The sequence below is a fragment of the Burkholderia sp. Se-20378 genome, from assembly GCF_017104665.1.
Taxonomy (GTDB): domain Bacteria; phylum Pseudomonadota; class Gammaproteobacteria; order Burkholderiales; family Burkholderiaceae; genus Burkholderia; species Burkholderia lata.
The window spans coordinates 1-14,842 of the sequence record NZ_JAAGPG010000184.1 but is presented as its reverse complement, the minus strand read 5'-3'; the positions used below and the strand labels follow the sequence as shown (position 1 = coordinate 14,842).

17 protein-coding genes are annotated in these 14,842 nt (G+C 66.9%); 6 read left to right on the top strand and 11 right to left on the bottom strand.

All coding sequences use genetic code 11. The annotated features are described in order from the left end of the window. Nucleotides 1-2,243, bottom strand: a 2,243-nt coding sequence (locus tag G3N93_RS19830; protein ID WP_206133767.1) for an ABC transporter ATP-binding protein, incomplete at its 3' end; no start/stop codon positions are given. Nucleotides 2,244-2,362: 119 nt separating this feature from the next. On the opposite strand from G3N93_RS19830, the gene G3N93_RS19825 reads away from it, so the two are divergent. After that, nucleotides 2,363-3,325 carry a LysR family transcriptional regulator gene (locus G3N93_RS19825; RefSeq protein ID WP_206133766.1) on the top strand — a complete coding sequence of 321 codons (963 nt, stop codon included), beginning with the start codon at nucleotides 2,363-2,365 and terminating at the stop codon, nucleotides 3,323-3,325. 27 nt (nucleotides 3,326-3,352) lie between these two features. Here G3N93_RS19825 and G3N93_RS19820 read toward each other — a convergent pair whose 3' ends face one another. Then, nucleotides 3,353-3,724: an MAPEG family protein gene (locus G3N93_RS19820; RefSeq protein ID WP_011355561.1), complete on the bottom strand. Its 372-nt coding sequence runs from the start codon at nucleotides 3,722-3,724 to the stop codon at nucleotides 3,353-3,355. A 301-nt stretch (nucleotides 3,725-4,025) separates the two neighbouring features. Here G3N93_RS19820 and alr point away from each other — a divergent pair, with 301 nt between their 5' ends. Further along, nucleotides 4,026-5,147: an alanine racemase gene (alr, locus tag G3N93_RS19815; protein WP_206133765.1), complete on the top strand. Its 1,122-nt coding sequence runs from the start codon at nucleotides 4,026-4,028 to the stop codon at nucleotides 5,145-5,147. Between the two features lie 154 nt (nucleotides 5,148-5,301). Here alr and G3N93_RS19810 read toward each other — a convergent pair whose 3' ends face one another. The 4 genes from G3N93_RS19810 to G3N93_RS19795 form a co-directional block, all read right to left on the bottom strand. Beyond that, on the bottom strand, nucleotides 5,302-6,096 hold the full coding sequence (locus G3N93_RS19810; RefSeq protein ID WP_206133764.1) for an enoyl-CoA hydratase: 795 nt from the start codon (nucleotides 6,094-6,096) through the stop codon (nucleotides 5,302-5,304). A 144-nt stretch (nucleotides 6,097-6,240) separates the two neighbouring features. Beyond that, nucleotides 6,241-6,693: a DUF3592 domain-containing protein gene (locus G3N93_RS19805; RefSeq protein WP_206133763.1), complete on the bottom strand. Its 453-nt coding sequence runs from the start codon at nucleotides 6,691-6,693 to the stop codon at nucleotides 6,241-6,243. A 10-nt stretch (nucleotides 6,694-6,703) separates the two neighbouring features. Continuing rightward, entirely contained in the window at nucleotides 6,704-7,291 is a 588-nt protein-coding gene (locus G3N93_RS19800; RefSeq protein WP_174935891.1) for a hypothetical protein, read from the bottom strand. 179 nt (nucleotides 7,292-7,470) lie between these two features. Then, the gene (locus tag G3N93_RS19795; RefSeq protein ID WP_174941767.1) at nucleotides 7,471-8,361 is read right to left on the bottom strand and encodes a LysR family transcriptional regulator; all 891 of its coding nucleotides are present in this window, start codon (nucleotides 8,359-8,361) and stop codon (nucleotides 7,471-7,473) included. Between the two features lie 110 nt (nucleotides 8,362-8,471). On the opposite strand from G3N93_RS19795, the gene G3N93_RS19790 reads away from it, so the two are divergent. The 3 genes from G3N93_RS19790 to G3N93_RS19780 all read left to right on the top strand — a co-directional run bounded on the left by G3N93_RS19790 (nucleotide 8,472) and on the right by G3N93_RS19780 (nucleotide 10,732). Then, complete coding sequence (locus tag G3N93_RS19790; RefSeq protein ID WP_174935895.1) at nucleotides 8,472-9,086, top strand: nitroreductase family protein; 615 nt, start codon at nucleotides 8,472-8,474, stop codon at nucleotides 9,084-9,086. 85 nt (nucleotides 9,087-9,171) lie between these two features. After that, nucleotides 9,172-10,158, top strand: a complete 987-nt coding sequence (locus G3N93_RS19785; protein WP_206133762.1) for a zinc-binding alcohol dehydrogenase family protein — start codon at nucleotides 9,172-9,174, stop codon at nucleotides 10,156-10,158. A 118-nt stretch (nucleotides 10,159-10,276) separates the two neighbouring features. Next, complete coding sequence (locus G3N93_RS19780) at nucleotides 10,277-10,732, top strand: SgcJ/EcaC family oxidoreductase (protein ID WP_241026609.1); 456 nt, start codon at nucleotides 10,277-10,279, stop codon at nucleotides 10,730-10,732. Between the two features lie 151 nt (nucleotides 10,733-10,883). On the opposite strand, the gene G3N93_RS19775 is transcribed toward G3N93_RS19780, so the two are convergent. Next, the gene (locus G3N93_RS19775) at nucleotides 10,884-11,792 is read right to left on the bottom strand and encodes a LysR family transcriptional regulator (RefSeq protein WP_041493333.1); all 909 of its coding nucleotides are present in this window, start codon (nucleotides 11,790-11,792) and stop codon (nucleotides 10,884-10,886) included. Nucleotides 11,793-11,882: 90 nt separating this feature from the next. On the opposite strand from G3N93_RS19775, the gene G3N93_RS19770 reads away from it, so the two are divergent. Continuing rightward, nucleotides 11,883-12,413, top strand: a complete 531-nt coding sequence (locus G3N93_RS19770; RefSeq protein ID WP_206133760.1) for a DMT family transporter — start codon at nucleotides 11,883-11,885, stop codon at nucleotides 12,411-12,413. A 46-nt stretch (nucleotides 12,414-12,459) separates the two neighbouring features. Here G3N93_RS19770 and G3N93_RS19765 read toward each other — a convergent pair whose 3' ends face one another. The 4 genes from G3N93_RS19765 to G3N93_RS19750 form a co-directional block, all read right to left on the bottom strand. After that, entirely contained in the window at nucleotides 12,460-12,825 is a 366-nt protein-coding gene (locus G3N93_RS19765) for a response regulator (RefSeq protein WP_011355572.1), read from the bottom strand. A 40-nt stretch (nucleotides 12,826-12,865) separates the two neighbouring features. After that, nucleotides 12,866-13,825 carry a chemotaxis protein CheX gene (locus tag G3N93_RS19760; RefSeq protein WP_174935907.1) on the bottom strand — a complete coding sequence of 320 codons (960 nt, stop codon included), beginning with the start codon at nucleotides 13,823-13,825 and terminating at the stop codon, nucleotides 12,866-12,868. A 32-nt stretch (nucleotides 13,826-13,857) separates the two neighbouring features. Then, nucleotides 13,858-14,439: a hypothetical protein gene (locus tag G3N93_RS19755; protein WP_174935909.1), complete on the bottom strand. Its 582-nt coding sequence runs from the start codon at nucleotides 14,437-14,439 to the stop codon at nucleotides 13,858-13,860. Then, nucleotides 14,436-14,842 (bottom strand): methyl-accepting chemotaxis protein (locus tag G3N93_RS19750; RefSeq protein WP_241026608.1); only part of this gene is annotated, 407 nt, incomplete at its 5' end. The genes G3N93_RS19750 and G3N93_RS19755, both read right to left, overlap by 4 nt.

Below are 14,842 nucleotides of genomic sequence, written 5' to 3'. Positions count from 1 at the left end.
ACGAGCACCGCGACGAATGCGGGCGCCAGCGTGTGCGCATAGAAATACTCGACGGTCTCGACGTCCTGCGTCGCGAGCGACACGAGATCACCGGAACGGCGGCGCAGCAGCCCGGCCGGCGCGAGGCGTTCGAGCGTCGCGAACAGCGCGATGCGCATTTCCGCGAGCAACCGGTACGCCATGTCGTGCGCGAGCCACGATTCGAGCCAGTGCAGCACGGCCGCCACCGGCGCGATCACGAGCAGCGCGGTGACGAGCGTCGGGCTCACATGGCCGCCCGGCACCGCGCCGACCACCAGCGCGCCGATCACGCCGACGCCGATGAACGCGAGCACGCGGCCGATCCCGAACAGCACCGTCAGCACGACCTTGCCCGTCCACGGACGCACGAAGCGCAGCAGCGTCTGCAGGGTTTCCGGCCAGCCGATCTCCACCGCATCGTCGTTCAGCGGCCGAACCTGCGGGCCCGACGATGCGCGCGCGGTCGCGCCGGCCGTCGTCGCCGCGCCGACCGATTCGGCGACCGCTTCCAGTTGCGGCCCCATCAGCCGACGATACGGGCCGTCGCGCGCGATCAGCGCCGCGTGCGTCCCCTCGTCGACCACCTGCCCCTGATCGAGCACCAGGATGCGGTCGGCGCCGATCACGCTGGACAGCCGGTGCGCGAGCACGAGCGTGGTCCGCCCGCGCGTGAGCCGGTCGAGCGCCTGCTGGATCAGCGCTTCGTTCTCCGCGTCGACCGACGACAGCGCCTCGTCGAGCAGCAGGATCGGCGCATCGCGCAGCAGCGCGCGGGCAATCGCGAGGCGCTGGCGCTGGCCGCCCGACAGCATGAGCCCGCGTTCGCCGATGCGCGTCGCGTAGCCGTCGGGCAGCGCCGAGATGAAATCGTGCGCGTTGGCGGCACGCGCGGCGGCGATCATGTCCGCGTCGCTCGCGTCGGGGCGGCCGAGCCGCAGGTTGTCGGCCACGCTGCCGTCGAACAGCGTCGCATCCTGTGCGACGACTGCGATCATCTCGCGCACCTGGCCGGCATCGAGCGTACGCACGTCGTGGCCGCCGATGCGGATCGCGCCGCCCTGGGCATCGTGCTGGCGCAGCAGCAGGCGCACGATGGTCGACTTGCCCGCGCCGCTCGGCCCGACGATCGCCACCGTCTCGCCCTCGCGAACCGAGAAGCTCAGCGCCGCATGCGCGTCCGCGCGACGTCCCGGATACGCGAAGCTGACGCCGTCGAACACGATTTCCGGGCGCAGGCTCGACACGCGCGGCGCATCGGCGGACGGTGCGCGGCTATCCGCGTCGAGCAGCGCGTGGATCGCGTTCGCCGCCGACTGGCCGATCATCCCCTGGTGCAGCACGGAACGCAGGTCGCGCAGCGGCCGGAAGATTTCGCTGCCGGCCATCAGCACGATCAGCAGCGCCTCGAGGCTCATGTCGCCGTGCCGCACGCGCCACGCGCCGACCGCGATCGCGGCGGCCGCGCCGAGGCCGGTGCCGAGATCGGTGAAAAGCCGCGTCAGCAGGCCGAGTGCGAGCACCCAGAACGTGCTGTCGGACAGCGCGCGCGCCTTCGCGGCCAGCTTCGCGCCGAATGCCGTGCTTTGCCCGAACGCCTTCAGCGTCGGCAGGCCCTGCACCGCGTCGAGAAATTCTTCTCCGAATGCCTTGAACGCTTTCGAGCGCGCGAGCGCCGCGCGCTTGTCGGCGCGATGCACGAGCTGCGGCAGCGCAAGCGTGACGAGCGCCGCGACCAGCAGGATCGCGGCCGTCGGCACGTCCCACCACGCGAGCACCGCGAAGATCATCACCGGCGCGCAGGCGGCGATCACGAGCTGCGGCAAATAGGTGCCGAAAAAGGTCTGCAACTGCTCGACGCCGTCGACGACGGCCAGCATCACGCCGCCCGTGCGTTCGCCGCTGAACCACGCGGGGCCGAGCGCCGCGATCCGGTCGAACAGCCGCGCGCGCAGCGTGGCCTGCACGCGCCCGGCCGTGTGCTGCGCCAGCACCGTGCGGCGATGGTCGAGCCATGCACGCAGCAGCACGCAGGCCGCCGTTGCGACGACAGCTTCGCCGATGCTGCGCGCCGGCGCGCCGGAAAAGACCAGCGCCAGCACGCGGCCGAGAAATACGAAGCGCAGGATCCCGACACCCATCGCGAGCAGCCCGAGCGCGACGGCCGCGGCGACTCGCCAGCGCAGTCCCGCCATCATTGCCCATAGTCGTCGGTCGAAATACATGAAGCCCTCCAGTCGTGTCTGATGATGTTTTTTCTTGACCGGATCGAGGCTACCCGCGCGGCCCGCGCGCGGCAAAAGATGATTTTTCAACGGGTGTTGAGTCAACTACAATACCCCGCATGTCGCACCTCCCTCCCCTCAGCGCATTGCGAGCTTTCGAGGCGGCCGTCCGCCTCGGCGGGTTCGCGCGCGCGGCGGTCGAGCTGAACGTGTCGACGAGCGCGGTCAGTCACCAGATTCGCGCGCTCGAGGAATCGCTGGGCGCGCGGCTGCTCGAACGCAGCACCGGGCTCGGCGGCATCAGCCTCACACCGGCCGGCGCACGCCTGCTGCCGGCTGTCAGCGACGCGCTGTCGCGGCTGACCGATGCCTGTGCCGAGATTCGCGGCACCGCGCAACGGCTCACCGTCTCCGCCAACGCGCCGTTTTCGGCGATGTGGCTCGCACGCCGCCTCGCGGAATTCTCGTCGCTTCATCCCGACACGCCACTGCATGCCGTCGTGCTCGACGACGAACCGGATTACGCACGCAGCGGCGTCGATCTGGCGATCGTGCACGTGCCCGCGCACCGGCTGCAGGCCGACGACGACGTGTTGATCCAGGAGACCGTGTTCCCGGTCTGCAGCCCCGAGCTGTTTCCGTACGCATCGGGGCATGTGTGCCGCTCGCGGCTGCTGCAGGAGATGCACGAGAACAGCCCCGAGATCGACTGGCGCAACTGGGCATCGGAATTCGGCTTGCCGGGCGACTTCGAGACGAAGATCGTCCGGTACAGCAGCTTCAGCCAGGTGATCGGTGCGGCGGTCGGTGGTGCGGGCATCGCGCTCGGCCGCATGCCGCTGATCGAACCCGAGCTGCGCAGCGGACGCCTGGTGCCGTTGAAGCCGGGCATCGAACGCGCTGCGTCGTGGCGCTTCGTGCTGCGCCGCAACCCGTCGACGCGGCACCGGTTGCTCGATCCACTGATCGATTTCCTGCGCCGCGAAGCAGACGCGGAAGCCGCGCCGATCGCGGGCCCGATCGTTGCACCCGCATCCAACGACAGTCTCGTGCGCGGCACGGGCGGCGCGACCGGCAAGTAACGCGCCGGCCTCGCCCGCATGCGCCGCTTACGGCGCGGCGAAGAACAACGCGACCACGCACGCCATCCCGCCAAACCACACGAGCGAACGCAGCGACGCCCAGTTCAACAGGTACATCAGCATATAGACGATGCGGATCGCGACGAACGCCATCGCGAGCTGGTCGACGCGATGCACGTTCGCGCCGTTGTGCCACGCCACCACCAGCGCGGCCGTGAACAGCGCGAGCGCTTCCCACGCGTTCTGGTGCGCGGCCTGCGCGCGGGCGCGCCAGCCTTCTAGCTTCGCCAGGTAGTCACGCGGCGCGCGGTTGTCGTAGCCCTTGCGGGCCTTCGCGAGAAACGTCATCGGGAACGGCAACAGCGCCACGATGAACAGACACAGCTGGGACGTCGTCATCAAAAGTCTCCTCCTTTATGATTACATTGATCAATGACAAGATCGACGAGAGCTTAGCATTGCGCCGTGCTGTTCGCGCACCGGTTTTCTAGACGGGAGACTCGGCTGCACGGCCCGCCGGCAGCCGCGACGCGCCTGGTTCGGCACCAAAATTTCCACCAAATCGTCGACAAAAACGTTAATTAAAACTGGTCGAACACCAATAAGATAGCGCTCAACACTGGCCTGGCGCGTTGTCGCGCCAGGCCGCCGAACCTGCGCCGCCGCGCGCGCCAAACGACACCCGATCCGAGACATCGCCATGCCCCGTCCCATCGTCGCCCATATCCGCCCTGACGCCGTCCGCCACAACCTCGACTTCATCCGCCGCACCGCCGCGCAATCGCGCGTGTGGGGCGTCGTCAAGGCCGATGCGTACGGCCATGGCATCGAGCGGATCTACCCGGGCCTCGCGGCCGCCGACGGCATCGCGCTGCTCGATCTCGACGAAGCCGTGCGCGTGCGCGAACTCGGCTGGGACAAGCCCGTGCTGCTGCTCGAAGGGATCTTCGAGCCGGCCGACGTCGAGCTGGCCGATCGCCACCGCCTGACGGTGGCCGTGCACTGCGACGAGCAGCTCGACCTGCTGATCGCGGCCAAGCCGCGGCAGCCGATCGACATCCAGCTCAAGATGAATTCCGGGATGAACCGGCTCGGCTACCGCCCCGCCGCGTTCCGTGCCGCATGGGAGCGCGCGGCGAGCGCGCCGTCGATCGGCAAGATCACGCTGATGATGCATTTCGCGAACGCCGACGAAGGCGAAGTCGACTGGCAGCTCGACCAGTTCGATGCGACCACCGCGGGGATTCCGGGCGAGCGCTCGACGTCGAACTCGGCCGCCGTGCTGTGGCATCCGCGCGCGCACCGCGACTGGGTGCGGCCCGGCACGATCCTGTACGGTGCATCGCCGACGGGTGCGGCGCGGGATATCGCCGACACGCCGCTGATGGCCGCGATGACGCTGACGAGCAAGATCATCGGCGTGCAGACGCTGTCGCCGGAAGAAACCGTCGGCTACGGCCGCCGCTTCACGGCCGACCGGCCGATGCGGATTGGCGTCGTCGCGTGCGGCTATGCGGACGGCTATCCGCGCCACGCACCGACCGGCACACCGATCGCGGTGGACGGCGTGATGACGCGCGTCGTCGGCCGCGTGTCGATGGACATGCTGACCGTCGACCTGACGCCGTGCCCGAACGCGGGCATCGGGTCAAGTGTCGAGCTGTGGGGCGACCAGGTGAAGGTGGATGACGTGGCGGAAGCCAGCGGCACGATCGGCTACGAGCTGATGTGCGCACTCGCGCGCCGCGTGCCGGTCGTGATCGTGCCGCCGGGTGCGTCGAACGAACAGCCGACGCTGCGGACCGGGAGCTACGGGCGCTGACCGGCGGAGAGGCGGCGGCGCACACGCTGTTGCGTCGCCTGACGTGCCGCTTCGGTTGCGGGCCGCCTTGGGCGGCCCGTTTGCTTTTCCGTCCGAGCGAAAGGGATGGGTTACGGCCCTTCCGCTGCGCTCGACACACTCGGCCGGTGACGCACTACGAACGCCACGTCGGCTTGCGCTTCTCGAGGAACGCGTCGATGCCTTCGCCCGCATCTTCTTCCATCATGTTGCGCGCCATCACGTCGCCCGCATACGCATAGGCTTCGTCGAGCGGCAACTCACGCTGGCGATAGAACATCTGCTTGCCATACCGCACCGCGGCCGGACTCTTCGCGACGATCTCCGCGACCTTGCGGGCGACGGCCGCATCGAGCGCATCCTCGGGCACGGCCTCGTTCACGAGGCCCCACGCGGCGGCCGTCGCCGCATCGACGAAGCGCCCGGTCACGAGCATGTCGAACGCGCGCTTCGCCGTGACGTTGCGGCTCAACGCCACGGCCGGCGTCGAACAGAACAGCCCGACGTTGATGCCCGATACCGCGAAGCGCGCGGTATCGGCCGCGATCGCCAGATCGCACGCGGCGACGAGCTGGCAGCCGGCCGCCGTCGCAATGCCGTGCACGCGCGCGATCACCGGCACCGGCAACGCGCGCATCGCGAGCATCACGCGGCTGCACTGCGCGAACAGCGTGCGGTAGTAATCGAGCTCGGGCTTGCTGCGCATCTGCCGCAGGTCGTGGCCCGCACAGAACGCCTTGCCTTCGGCGGCCAGCACGACGCAGCGCACGTGCGGATCGGCCGCCAGCGACTCGAATGCATCGTGCAGGCTCGCGAGCATCGCCTCGGACAATGCGTTGAACTGCTGCGGACGGTTCAGCCGCAGCGTGACGACGCCGTCGTGCGCGTCGCGCAACAGGATCGGCTCGGCAGTCTCTTGATCGGATGTCATGATGTTCCGCTCGATGGGGTTCGGCAGGATTCGATGCGGCGTGAACGCGCGGCGTTGATGCGGACCCGTGCACGGCACCGTGAGGATGAAATGCTCCTCCACATTCCGTGCGACGTCCAGTCGTGGCGCAGCAGGCTCACACGGTCACGCGCGCTTGCGCCCGCTGCGCCACGCACGCACGCCCGAGCGCAGTTGACTGACGCCGACGAGGAAAAAGGCGGCGCCCATCCCGCCTATCATCAATACGTCCCCCCAGATCGCACCGAACGTATTCAGGCGCGCGCTCATCCCGGGCTCGTCGGGCGTGTAGCGCACCTCGACGGTCGCGCCGTCCTGCTCGCTGACCGCGCCGCCCTGCGGGTATTCGACCTGCTCGCCCGCAAGCGTCGTGAACGCGATCTCCGGATGATGCGGGCCCGCATTCAGCTTGATGACGCGCCCCGGCACGACGACCGACGTGCGCAGGAATTCGCGCGTCGACTGCGCATACAGGGCAGCGCCGATCAGCAGGCAGGTGCCCACGACGAAAAAAACGACGCCCTTCGCGATCAGCGTTTCCGTCTGCTGCGCAGTAGTACGGCTGGAATCGGACACCATATCGCCCACCTCAAGGACGCGACTGATAGAACGACACGGCGATCTTCGACTGCGCCTTGCAGCGGTACATCACGCCGCGCCCCGTTTCGTCGGTGACGCCTTCGTACGGGCCGTTGCAGCCGGTGACCTTGTACTTCGCGAACGGAATGCGCTTGCCGTCCTGCGGCCGGACCAGCACCGGGATGCGCCCCGTCGGGCCGGCGCCGATCGTGCGAACGAGCACCATGCGTGTCGGATCGATCGGCGCGGACGAACGCACGTAGGCCGTGCGCCCTTGCGCGTCGGTCGTGCCTTCGACCTCGAGCTCCTGGTTGTCCTGGGCCGCGCTCGTGTACAGCGCGAACGCATAGGGCGTGTTCGGCAGCGGCTGTTTCGTCTCGGGATCGTGCAGCACGAAATAGCACCCGTTGACGCCCCTCCCGGCCATCACCAGTCCGTCAGCCTGCGTGGGATTGCACGTGTACGACGAACCGCTGCTGACAGCCGCCTGTTGTGCATTCTGCTGCCCGGTGGTGTTGGCACATCCGCCTGCCAGCGCAGCCATCAGCGCCACGCATGCGCCGCGTACGAGCACCGCCCGATCGATTTTGATTGTCATGGGAAGGTGTCCCGTTCCTGATTGCTTGTTGTGGACGCCGGGCGTGCTGCGCAGGTCGCGCGGGCACGCCGCCCTCGGCATCCGGCAGGATACGGACATTGCCGTGTGATGTAAATCACGCACCCGGTGAACGTCGCACAGCAATCGAATGATGGATGCGGCGACCGGAATCGTGTCGGCTACCCGAACAAATCGCCATGCGACTTCTGTTTCCAGTACTCCTGACAAAACTCCAGATAGGCACGCACGACGGACGACGGATGCCGATGAGACGGGTAAAGCAGGTTGAGTTCCTGCTCCGGCAACGGATGCTCGTCGAGCAAGGAAACGAGTCGCTGCGTACGCAGATCCTCCATGACCAGAAACGGCGGAAGCTCGGTCACGACGTCGCCGGCAAGCGCGCGACGGTGAAGATGCGCATAGTCGTTCGTGGCGAACAGCGGACGCGGATGAAATGGCGTCCCCCCCAGATTCCAGACCGGCTGCGCGTAGGCGCCAAGTCCCCAGGTTGCACACGGCAGCAGTTGCAAATCCTCCGGCGTTGCGGGACGGCCGTACTGTTCAAGCAGCGCGGGGCTCGCGACCAGCCGATGCCGGTACTGCAGGATCTTGCGCGCAACCATCGACTCATGCTCGATCGCCCCCACGCGCAGCGCCACATCGATGCCGTCGACGATCAGGTCGACGCGCCGCTCCGTCGTATAGACAAAGAGCCGGATGCCCGGGAAACGCACCTGGAACGCCGCCAGTAAATCCCACCAGATATCGAACGTCGGCGGCAACGACAAGCGCAGAAATCCCTTCAGTTGATGCTGGGCACTGACCACCGCCTCCTTCGCTTCGATCAGCGCCTCGATTCCACGACTCGCGTGTTCGTAAAGCCGGATGCCGGCATCCGTCAATTTGGTGCCGCGAACCGAACGTTCGAGCAACTGAACGCTGAGTTGCCTTTCAAGCTCCCGAACCCGGCGGCTCAAGGTCGGTAACGGCACACCGGTGCGCAATGCGGCAGCGGACAGGCTCCCGGCCTGCACCACGGTCACAAACATTTCGACGGCATTGAGGTCCATATCATCCTCTCGAATTTGATAGGCAGTGTATCGGATTCGGCGATTCCTGAATGGCATCCGAACCCGCATAGTGGCTACGCGTACCTCACAACCGATCACCGGAGAAAGCGATGTCCACCTTCGAAACACTTTTGAAATCACGGGTTTCAACCAACAAATACGATTCCGCCCGGGCGCTGACCGACCAGCAGATCGACGAGCTGATTCAACTCGCAACGACTGCCCCGTCCGCCTTTAACCTCCAAAACTGGAAGTTTGTCGCCGTACGCAGCGCCGCCGGCAAGGCGAAGCTGCTGCCGCTGGCCTACGGACAGCAGAAGGTCGCCGACGCAGCTGTGACGTTCATCGTCTGCGGCACGCTCGAGCCGCACGTCACGCTGCCTGTCGCGCTGAAGCCGTCCGTCGAGCACGGCATTCTCGACAAGGGAATCTATGAAGGCTGGATCGGCGCCGCGAACAGCATGTATGGCGACAATCCCGCATTCCAGCGCGACGAGGCCGTCCGCTCGGCATCGCTCGCCGCCATGACATTGATGCTGGCCGCGCAGGATCGCGGGCTCGCGTCGGGGCCGATGATCGGCTTCGATCCATCCGGTGTCGCCGCTGCATTCCACCTGCAACCCACCGACGTGCCGGTCATGCTCGTGACCGTCGGCCATGCCGCGCCCGGCAACTGGCCGCAGAAGCCGCGCAAGTCGACGTCCGACGTCCTGTCATTCGCCTAACACGACACCGAAAGCCGATGCCGGCGCCGTATCGACATGCGCCGGCATGGCATCCCCCAGCATTCACATTCGACAAGGAAACACCATGAAAGCCTATGTCATCGAGCAGGCCGGCGGCCCCGAAGTCCTGCAAATCCGCGATATCCCGTCAGTCGCGCCGAAGGCCGATGAAGTCCGCATCCGTGTGCGCGCGTTCGGCCTCAACCGTGCCGAAACGTATCTGCGTGCGGGCAAGATGGGCCCGATCGACGGCCCCCGCGTGCCGGGTATCGAGGCGGTCGGCGAAGTCGTCGAAGACCCGTCCGGCACGTTCCGGATCGGTCAGCGCGTCGCAACGTCGATGGGCGGATTGCAGTTCACGCGTCAAGGCAGCTATGCCGAGGAGGTCACGGTATTGCGCACCAACGTGATCGATCTCGACGGCACCACGTTGTCGTGGGAAGAACTCGCGGCGTTGCCGCAGGCCTACCTGACGATCTGGGGCGCACTGAACAAGAGCCTCGGCATCGAAGCGGGCCAGACGCTGCTGGTGCGCGGCGCGACGTCCACGGTCGGCCTCGCCGCGATTACGTATGCGAAGGCGTCGGGCCTCCATGTCATCGCAACGACGCGCTCGGCCAGGAACGAAAATCGCCTCTTCCAGGCCGGCGCGGACGACGTGATCGTCGACGGCGGTGAGATCGCAGACGATGTTCGGCGCCTCTTCCCCAACGGCATCGATGCCGCGCTCGAGGTCGTCGGCGCGGCGACGCTGCGCGACACCGCGAATACCTTGCGGCCGTTTGGCGCCGTCGCCGTCGTCGGGTTGCTCGGCGGGCCGCCGGTGATCGAGCATTTGAACCTGATGACCGACCTGCCGCCCGCGGTCAAGCTGAGTTTCTTCCCGAGCCAGTTGTTCGGCACGCCCTCGCTGCCGCTGGGCGACGCACCGCTGCGAATGATCGTGGACGGCGTTGCCAACAAGCAGATTCCGTCATTGCTCGAACGTACCTTCGCATTCGACGAGGTTCGACAGGCGCACGAATTGATCGAAAGCAACCGCGCGCTCGGCAAGCTCGTCGTCCTGGTGTGATCGTCGGACGGCACGGATCGCCTGCCGTGATCCGCGCCGTCCATTTCCTTATGCGCTATCCCGTCCGGAGATTCCCATGCACACATTCCTCAGCGCATCGGTTGCCGCGCTTGCCATCTTGCCGGCGGCCGTGTCGGCGGCCCAGCCCGACAGCAATCGCGTGGCGACCGAAGCGATTGCCGGCCAGCTCGATCGATACGAGAAGGCGCTCAATTCGTCGAATACGGACGAAGTGATGAAACTCTATGCCGACGACGCGGTTTTCATGCCGCAGAACTTTCCGACGGTGATCGGCAAGGACAACGTGCGAAAAGCGTACGAAACAATCTTCAGGACGATCAAACTGAACGTCACGTTCAAGATCGACGAGATCAAGCCGCTCTCGAACGACTGGGCGTTCGCCAGAACCCGTTCCAGCGGCACCCAGACGGTGCTGAGCAACCATCGGCAAAGCGCCGAAGGCAACCAGGAAACCTTCATCCTCCATCGCGCCAAGGACGGTGCATGGCAGTTTGCTCGATACATTTTTTCGACAACCAATCGCCCGAACTCGGTCGAGACGTCCGGACCGTAATCACGAGCCGGGATGAAAATATTCATCGCCCCTTGCTGTCCGCACCGAGCATGACGGCTGGCATCGGTCTTCCAGCGCTGCGATGGATCCGGCGGCATCAGCCGGCACCCGACTCCGGATCACTCCATCCGTCGTTACCCGGCGCGCCTCCTCAGTACCCGCCGCTCGCGACGCGCGCGATCGTCTGCCGCAGCCAGATGTGCGCGGCGTCGCCGTGCCGGCGCGCGTGCCAATGCTGCGCGAACTCGAACGAATCGATCGGGAACGGCGGCTCGAACACGCGCAGCCGCGCGTCGTCGCGCACGCGGTCGAGGTTGCGGCGCGCGACGGTCAGCACGAGGTCGGTGCCCGCGATCAGGTCGTTCGCGACGCCCCAGAACGGCAGGATCACCGCGATGTGCCGTTCGCGTCTTAGCCGCGCGAGTGCGCGATCGACCTCGTTGTCCATCCCGTCGCGCATCGCGACGAGCGCATGCGGCCGTGCGAGCCACGCGTCGAGCGCGAGTTCGCCACGGCGCGGCAGCCGGCTCGCATCAGCCACGCACGCGAACGATTCGACGAACAGCGGTTGCGCATGCAGGTCGCGCTGCACCGCCGGCAACACGCCGAGCGCGAGATCGACCTCGCCGTCCATCAACTGCATCCGCATCGCTTCTCGGGTGGCCTGCGACACGATCAGCTCGATGCCCGGCGCGTCGGCGCGCAGCGTCTTCACGAGCGCCGGCAGCACGATCCGCGCGCCGTAGTCGGACATCGCGATGCGAAACACGCGCGTGGCCGCGGACGGATCGAACGCCGGCGGTTCGATCAGCGCACCGAGCCGGCCGAGGACGTCGTTCAGCGGTTCAACCAGTTCGTTCGCGCGTGCAGTCAGCTCGAGCCGGCCCGCGCGCCGCACGAGCAACGGATCGCCGAAGATTTCGCGCAGCCGCGCGAGCGCATGGCTCACGGCCGGCTGGCTGCGGTGCAGCCGGACGGCGGTACGCGAGATGTGTTTTTCGCTCAGCAGCGCATGCAGCGTCACGAGCAGGTTCAGGTCGATGCGGGCCAGATTATTCATGAAAGGAATATGAAGCATCCGAAGAACGAATTTCCATTCGCCATCTTAATGGATAACAATCATTTCAAATTCCTTTCGCGACCGACCAAGATGACGACTTCCCTTTCCTTCGCCACCCTTCCGCTCGCCGTCGCGGCTTTCGTCGCCGGCGCGCTCGTGCCGCTGCAAGGCGGCAGCAATGCCGCGCTCGGGCGTGCGCTCGGCCACCCGCTGTGGGCGAGCGTCGCGTCGCTGACGGTCAGCCTGCTCGTGGTGCTGCCCGTGCTGCTGGCCACGCGTGCGAACGCACCGCTGATCGGCGACGCGCTGCAGCGCCCGCTATGGACGTGGCTCGGCGGCCTCGCGGGCGTGATCTACATCACGCTCGCGCTGATCCTCACGCCGCGGCTCGGCGCGACGACCTTCATCGTCTGCGTCGTCGCCGGGCAAACGCTCGCGTCGCTGCTGATCGACCACTACGGGCTGATGGGGCTCGCGCAGCGGCTCGCGACACCCGGCCGCATCGCGGGCGTCGCGCTGATCTTCGCGGGGATGATCGTCGTGCAATGGCAGACGCCCGCGCCACGCGTGCCGGCCACGACCGGCGACGCGGCGGCCGCGCAACCCGAACCGCAGCACTGAATGCGCACGCGGCAGCGGGCGCGCTGCGGCCCGAGTGCGATGTGCGTCAGCCCGCGAGCTTCTTCAGTGCGTCGAGCACCGCGTCGCCCTTGAACGGCTTCACGATCCAGCCCTTCACACCGGCGGCCTTGCCGCGCTCCTTCATCGCCGGGCTGCTTTCCGTCGTCAGCATCACGACGTTGACGGTCGAGTTCGCCAGTTCGCCGCGGATCTTCTCGACCATCGTCAGGCCGTCCATGTTCGGCATGTTCACGTCGCTGATCACGAGACGCACGCCGGGCGTCGCCTTGAGCTTCGCGAGGCCGTCCTTGCCGTCGACGGCCGTCGCGACGTCCAGCCCGTGATTGCGCAGGAAACCCGCGACTTCGTCGCGCACCGTGCCCGAATCGTCGACCACCAGAATCTTTGCCATGTCGTATTCCCCTTCCTTTCCTTGTTGCTGACTTCACTATTCAAAACAGTTCGAGTTCGCCCGATTCGACCATCGGCCCCACGTCCTGCACCGATTCGCGGAAATCCTCCGGCGACCAGCTCAGGCTGAACACGAAGCGCTGGTCGAGACAGACGGAGCGCCCCGATGCCGGATCGGTCATCCGGTACTTGAAGCAGAGCTGCGGACAGTCGCCGCCGAACGAGATGAACTTCTGCTTGTGATTGACGACGAGCGGCACCTGCACCGGATGGCGCGCCAGCGCCTCGGCGTCGCCGAGATAGCGGTTCTTGAACGCGCCCCACACGAGGTTGGTGAGTTCGCCGAGCACGCTGTTCACGTCGCGGAAATCCGGTGCGCGGCCGTCGTCGCGGTTGCCGCCGAGCATCTCGAGCAGCGGCTGCTCGCTCGTCTGCAGCAGCATGTAGCCGCGGCACCACGCGCTTTCGAGCGCGATCAGGCTGAACACTTCGCCGAAGATGATCTGGTCGCGCACGATGCACGGCGTTTCGTGCTCGATCGTCATGCCCGGGAACAGGCTGTCGATGCGCGCTTCCGTGATCTCCGAGATGCCGCGCACGAGTGCGTTCGGATAGTCGCGGCCGAACAGGTATTCGTCGATCGCGCGCTTGAGCGGCGTCATGTCGTCTGCGACGTAGGCCGCGCATGCGACGCGCGCGAGCGCCTCCGGCAGCCCGTCGCGCGATGCGAGCGACTCGCGGCGCAGGATGATCGGCAGCTCGGGGCGCAGCGCATCGATCTGCGTCGCGATGATCGCGCTCTCGGCCGGCGAGCCGCCGTAATCCTCGGCCAGCAGGATCGCACCGAGGTCGATGTTCGAGCGCAGCACCTTCAGCAGCCGGTTGCGCCGTACGGTCAGGCCGACCAGGTTGTGCTCGTCGCAGAAACGCTTGATCGCGTCGGCATGCGCGCGGCTGTCATCGAGCACGAGCACCTTGCTGACGGGTTTGTCCAGGGTCATCTCAAGGGTTCCTAATGGTCGGTCGGGGTCGGTCAGAACAGTTCGAGCTCGCCGCCGGTATCCACCGTAGCCGTTGCCGGCACATGGAAATCGACCGGCGCGTTCGCGCATACGCACAACGTCGCGCCGACCCGCACGTCGCCGTCGAGCGTCAGGTCGTAGGCCGCCACGTGATCCGGCGAAAGCGCGGGCAGGTAGTCGATGCTCGATCCGCTCAGCAGATACGGCGTCGACATCCCTAGGTCGGGAAACGGCACGGTCAGCGCCTGGTTGATCGCGCCGCAGCACAGGTTCGCGACTTCCATGAATGCTTCGGGCAGCGGTCGCTGGCTGCTCGTGCCCGCCGTCGCGCCGGCGAAATGGCGGCGCGTGGCATCGTCGTCGCTGAAGCGCAGCGCCAGCAGCAGGCGGAAATGCAGCGCCGAGATCGTCAGCACCGCGACGTGCTCGGGCACCTTCGGCTTCGTGCGCGACTTCGCGGGCGCGTGATCGTGCCCGTCGTGTGCGGGGCCGGCGGACGGCCGGATGTCGCACGCGCCGCCGGACGCGAGCCGCGTACGCGCCGCGTCGAAGAAAATCCGCTCGAAGCCGGCCTTCGCCTGCGCGCTGATCACGCCGCGCCTCCTTCGATCCGCGCGTGCAGTTGCCCGGCCAGCGTCTCGACGGTCGCGAGCGCGGCCGTGATCATCTTGCCGCCGGCCTGAATGTCCTGGAACGTCGCGGCCGTCACGAGATCGTTGCGGTTCAGGCTGTCGCGATAGCTGTTCGACAGTTGCTGCGAGCGTGCGGCCAGCCCGCGCACCTCGCTCGCGACGATCGAGAAGCCGCGCCCGGCCGTGCCGGCGCGTGCGGCCTCGATCGACGCGTTCAGCGACACGATCGACACGTGCGCGACGATCGCCGACAGTTCCTGGTTCTTCGTGCGCATGTCCTGGTTCTGCGTGGTCAACGAGATCATCTGCTCGTGCCAGCGCTCGAAGGTGCCGGCGAGCCCGCGCAGGCGCGCGGCTTCGTCGA

Coding starts and splice junctions, on each gene's coding strand:
- G3N93_RS19825 (WP_206133766.1), top strand. CDS start 2,363: ATGTCGCACCTCCCTCCCCTCAGCGCATTGCGAGCTTTCGAGGCGGCC.
- G3N93_RS19820 (WP_011355561.1), bottom strand. CDS start 3,724: ATGACGACGTCCCAGCTGTGTCTGTTCATCGTGGCGCTGTTGCCGTTC.
- alr (WP_206133765.1), top strand. CDS start 4,026: ATGCCCCGTCCCATCGTCGCCCATATCCGCCCTGACGCCGTCCGCCAC.
- G3N93_RS19810 (WP_206133764.1), bottom strand. CDS start 6,096: ATGACATCCGATCAAGAGACTGCCGAGCCGATCCTGTTGCGCGACGCG.
- G3N93_RS19805 (WP_206133763.1), bottom strand. CDS start 6,693: ATGGTGTCCGATTCCAGCCGTACTACTGCGCAGCAGACGGAAACGCTG.
- G3N93_RS19800 (WP_174935891.1), bottom strand. CDS start 7,291: ATGACAATCAAAATCGATCGGGCGGTGCTCGTACGCGGCGCATGCGTG.
- G3N93_RS19795 (WP_174941767.1), bottom strand. CDS start 8,361: ATGGACCTCAATGCCGTCGAAATGTTTGTGACCGTGGTGCAGGCCGGG.
- G3N93_RS19790 (WP_174935895.1), top strand. CDS start 8,472: ATGTCCACCTTCGAAACACTTTTGAAATCACGGGTTTCAACCAACAAA.
- G3N93_RS19785 (WP_206133762.1), top strand. CDS start 9,172: ATGAAAGCCTATGTCATCGAGCAGGCCGGCGGCCCCGAAGTCCTGCAA.
- G3N93_RS19775 (WP_041493333.1), bottom strand. CDS start 11,792: ATGAATAATCTGGCCCGCATCGACCTGAACCTGCTCGTGACGCTGCAT.
- G3N93_RS19770 (WP_206133760.1), top strand. CDS start 11,883: ATGACGACTTCCCTTTCCTTCGCCACCCTTCCGCTCGCCGTCGCGGCT.
- G3N93_RS19765 (WP_011355572.1), bottom strand. CDS start 12,825: ATGGCAAAGATTCTGGTGGTCGACGATTCGGGCACGGTGCGCGACGAA.
- G3N93_RS19760 (WP_174935907.1), bottom strand. CDS start 13,825: ATGACCCTGGACAAACCCGTCAGCAAGGTGCTCGTGCTCGATGACAGC.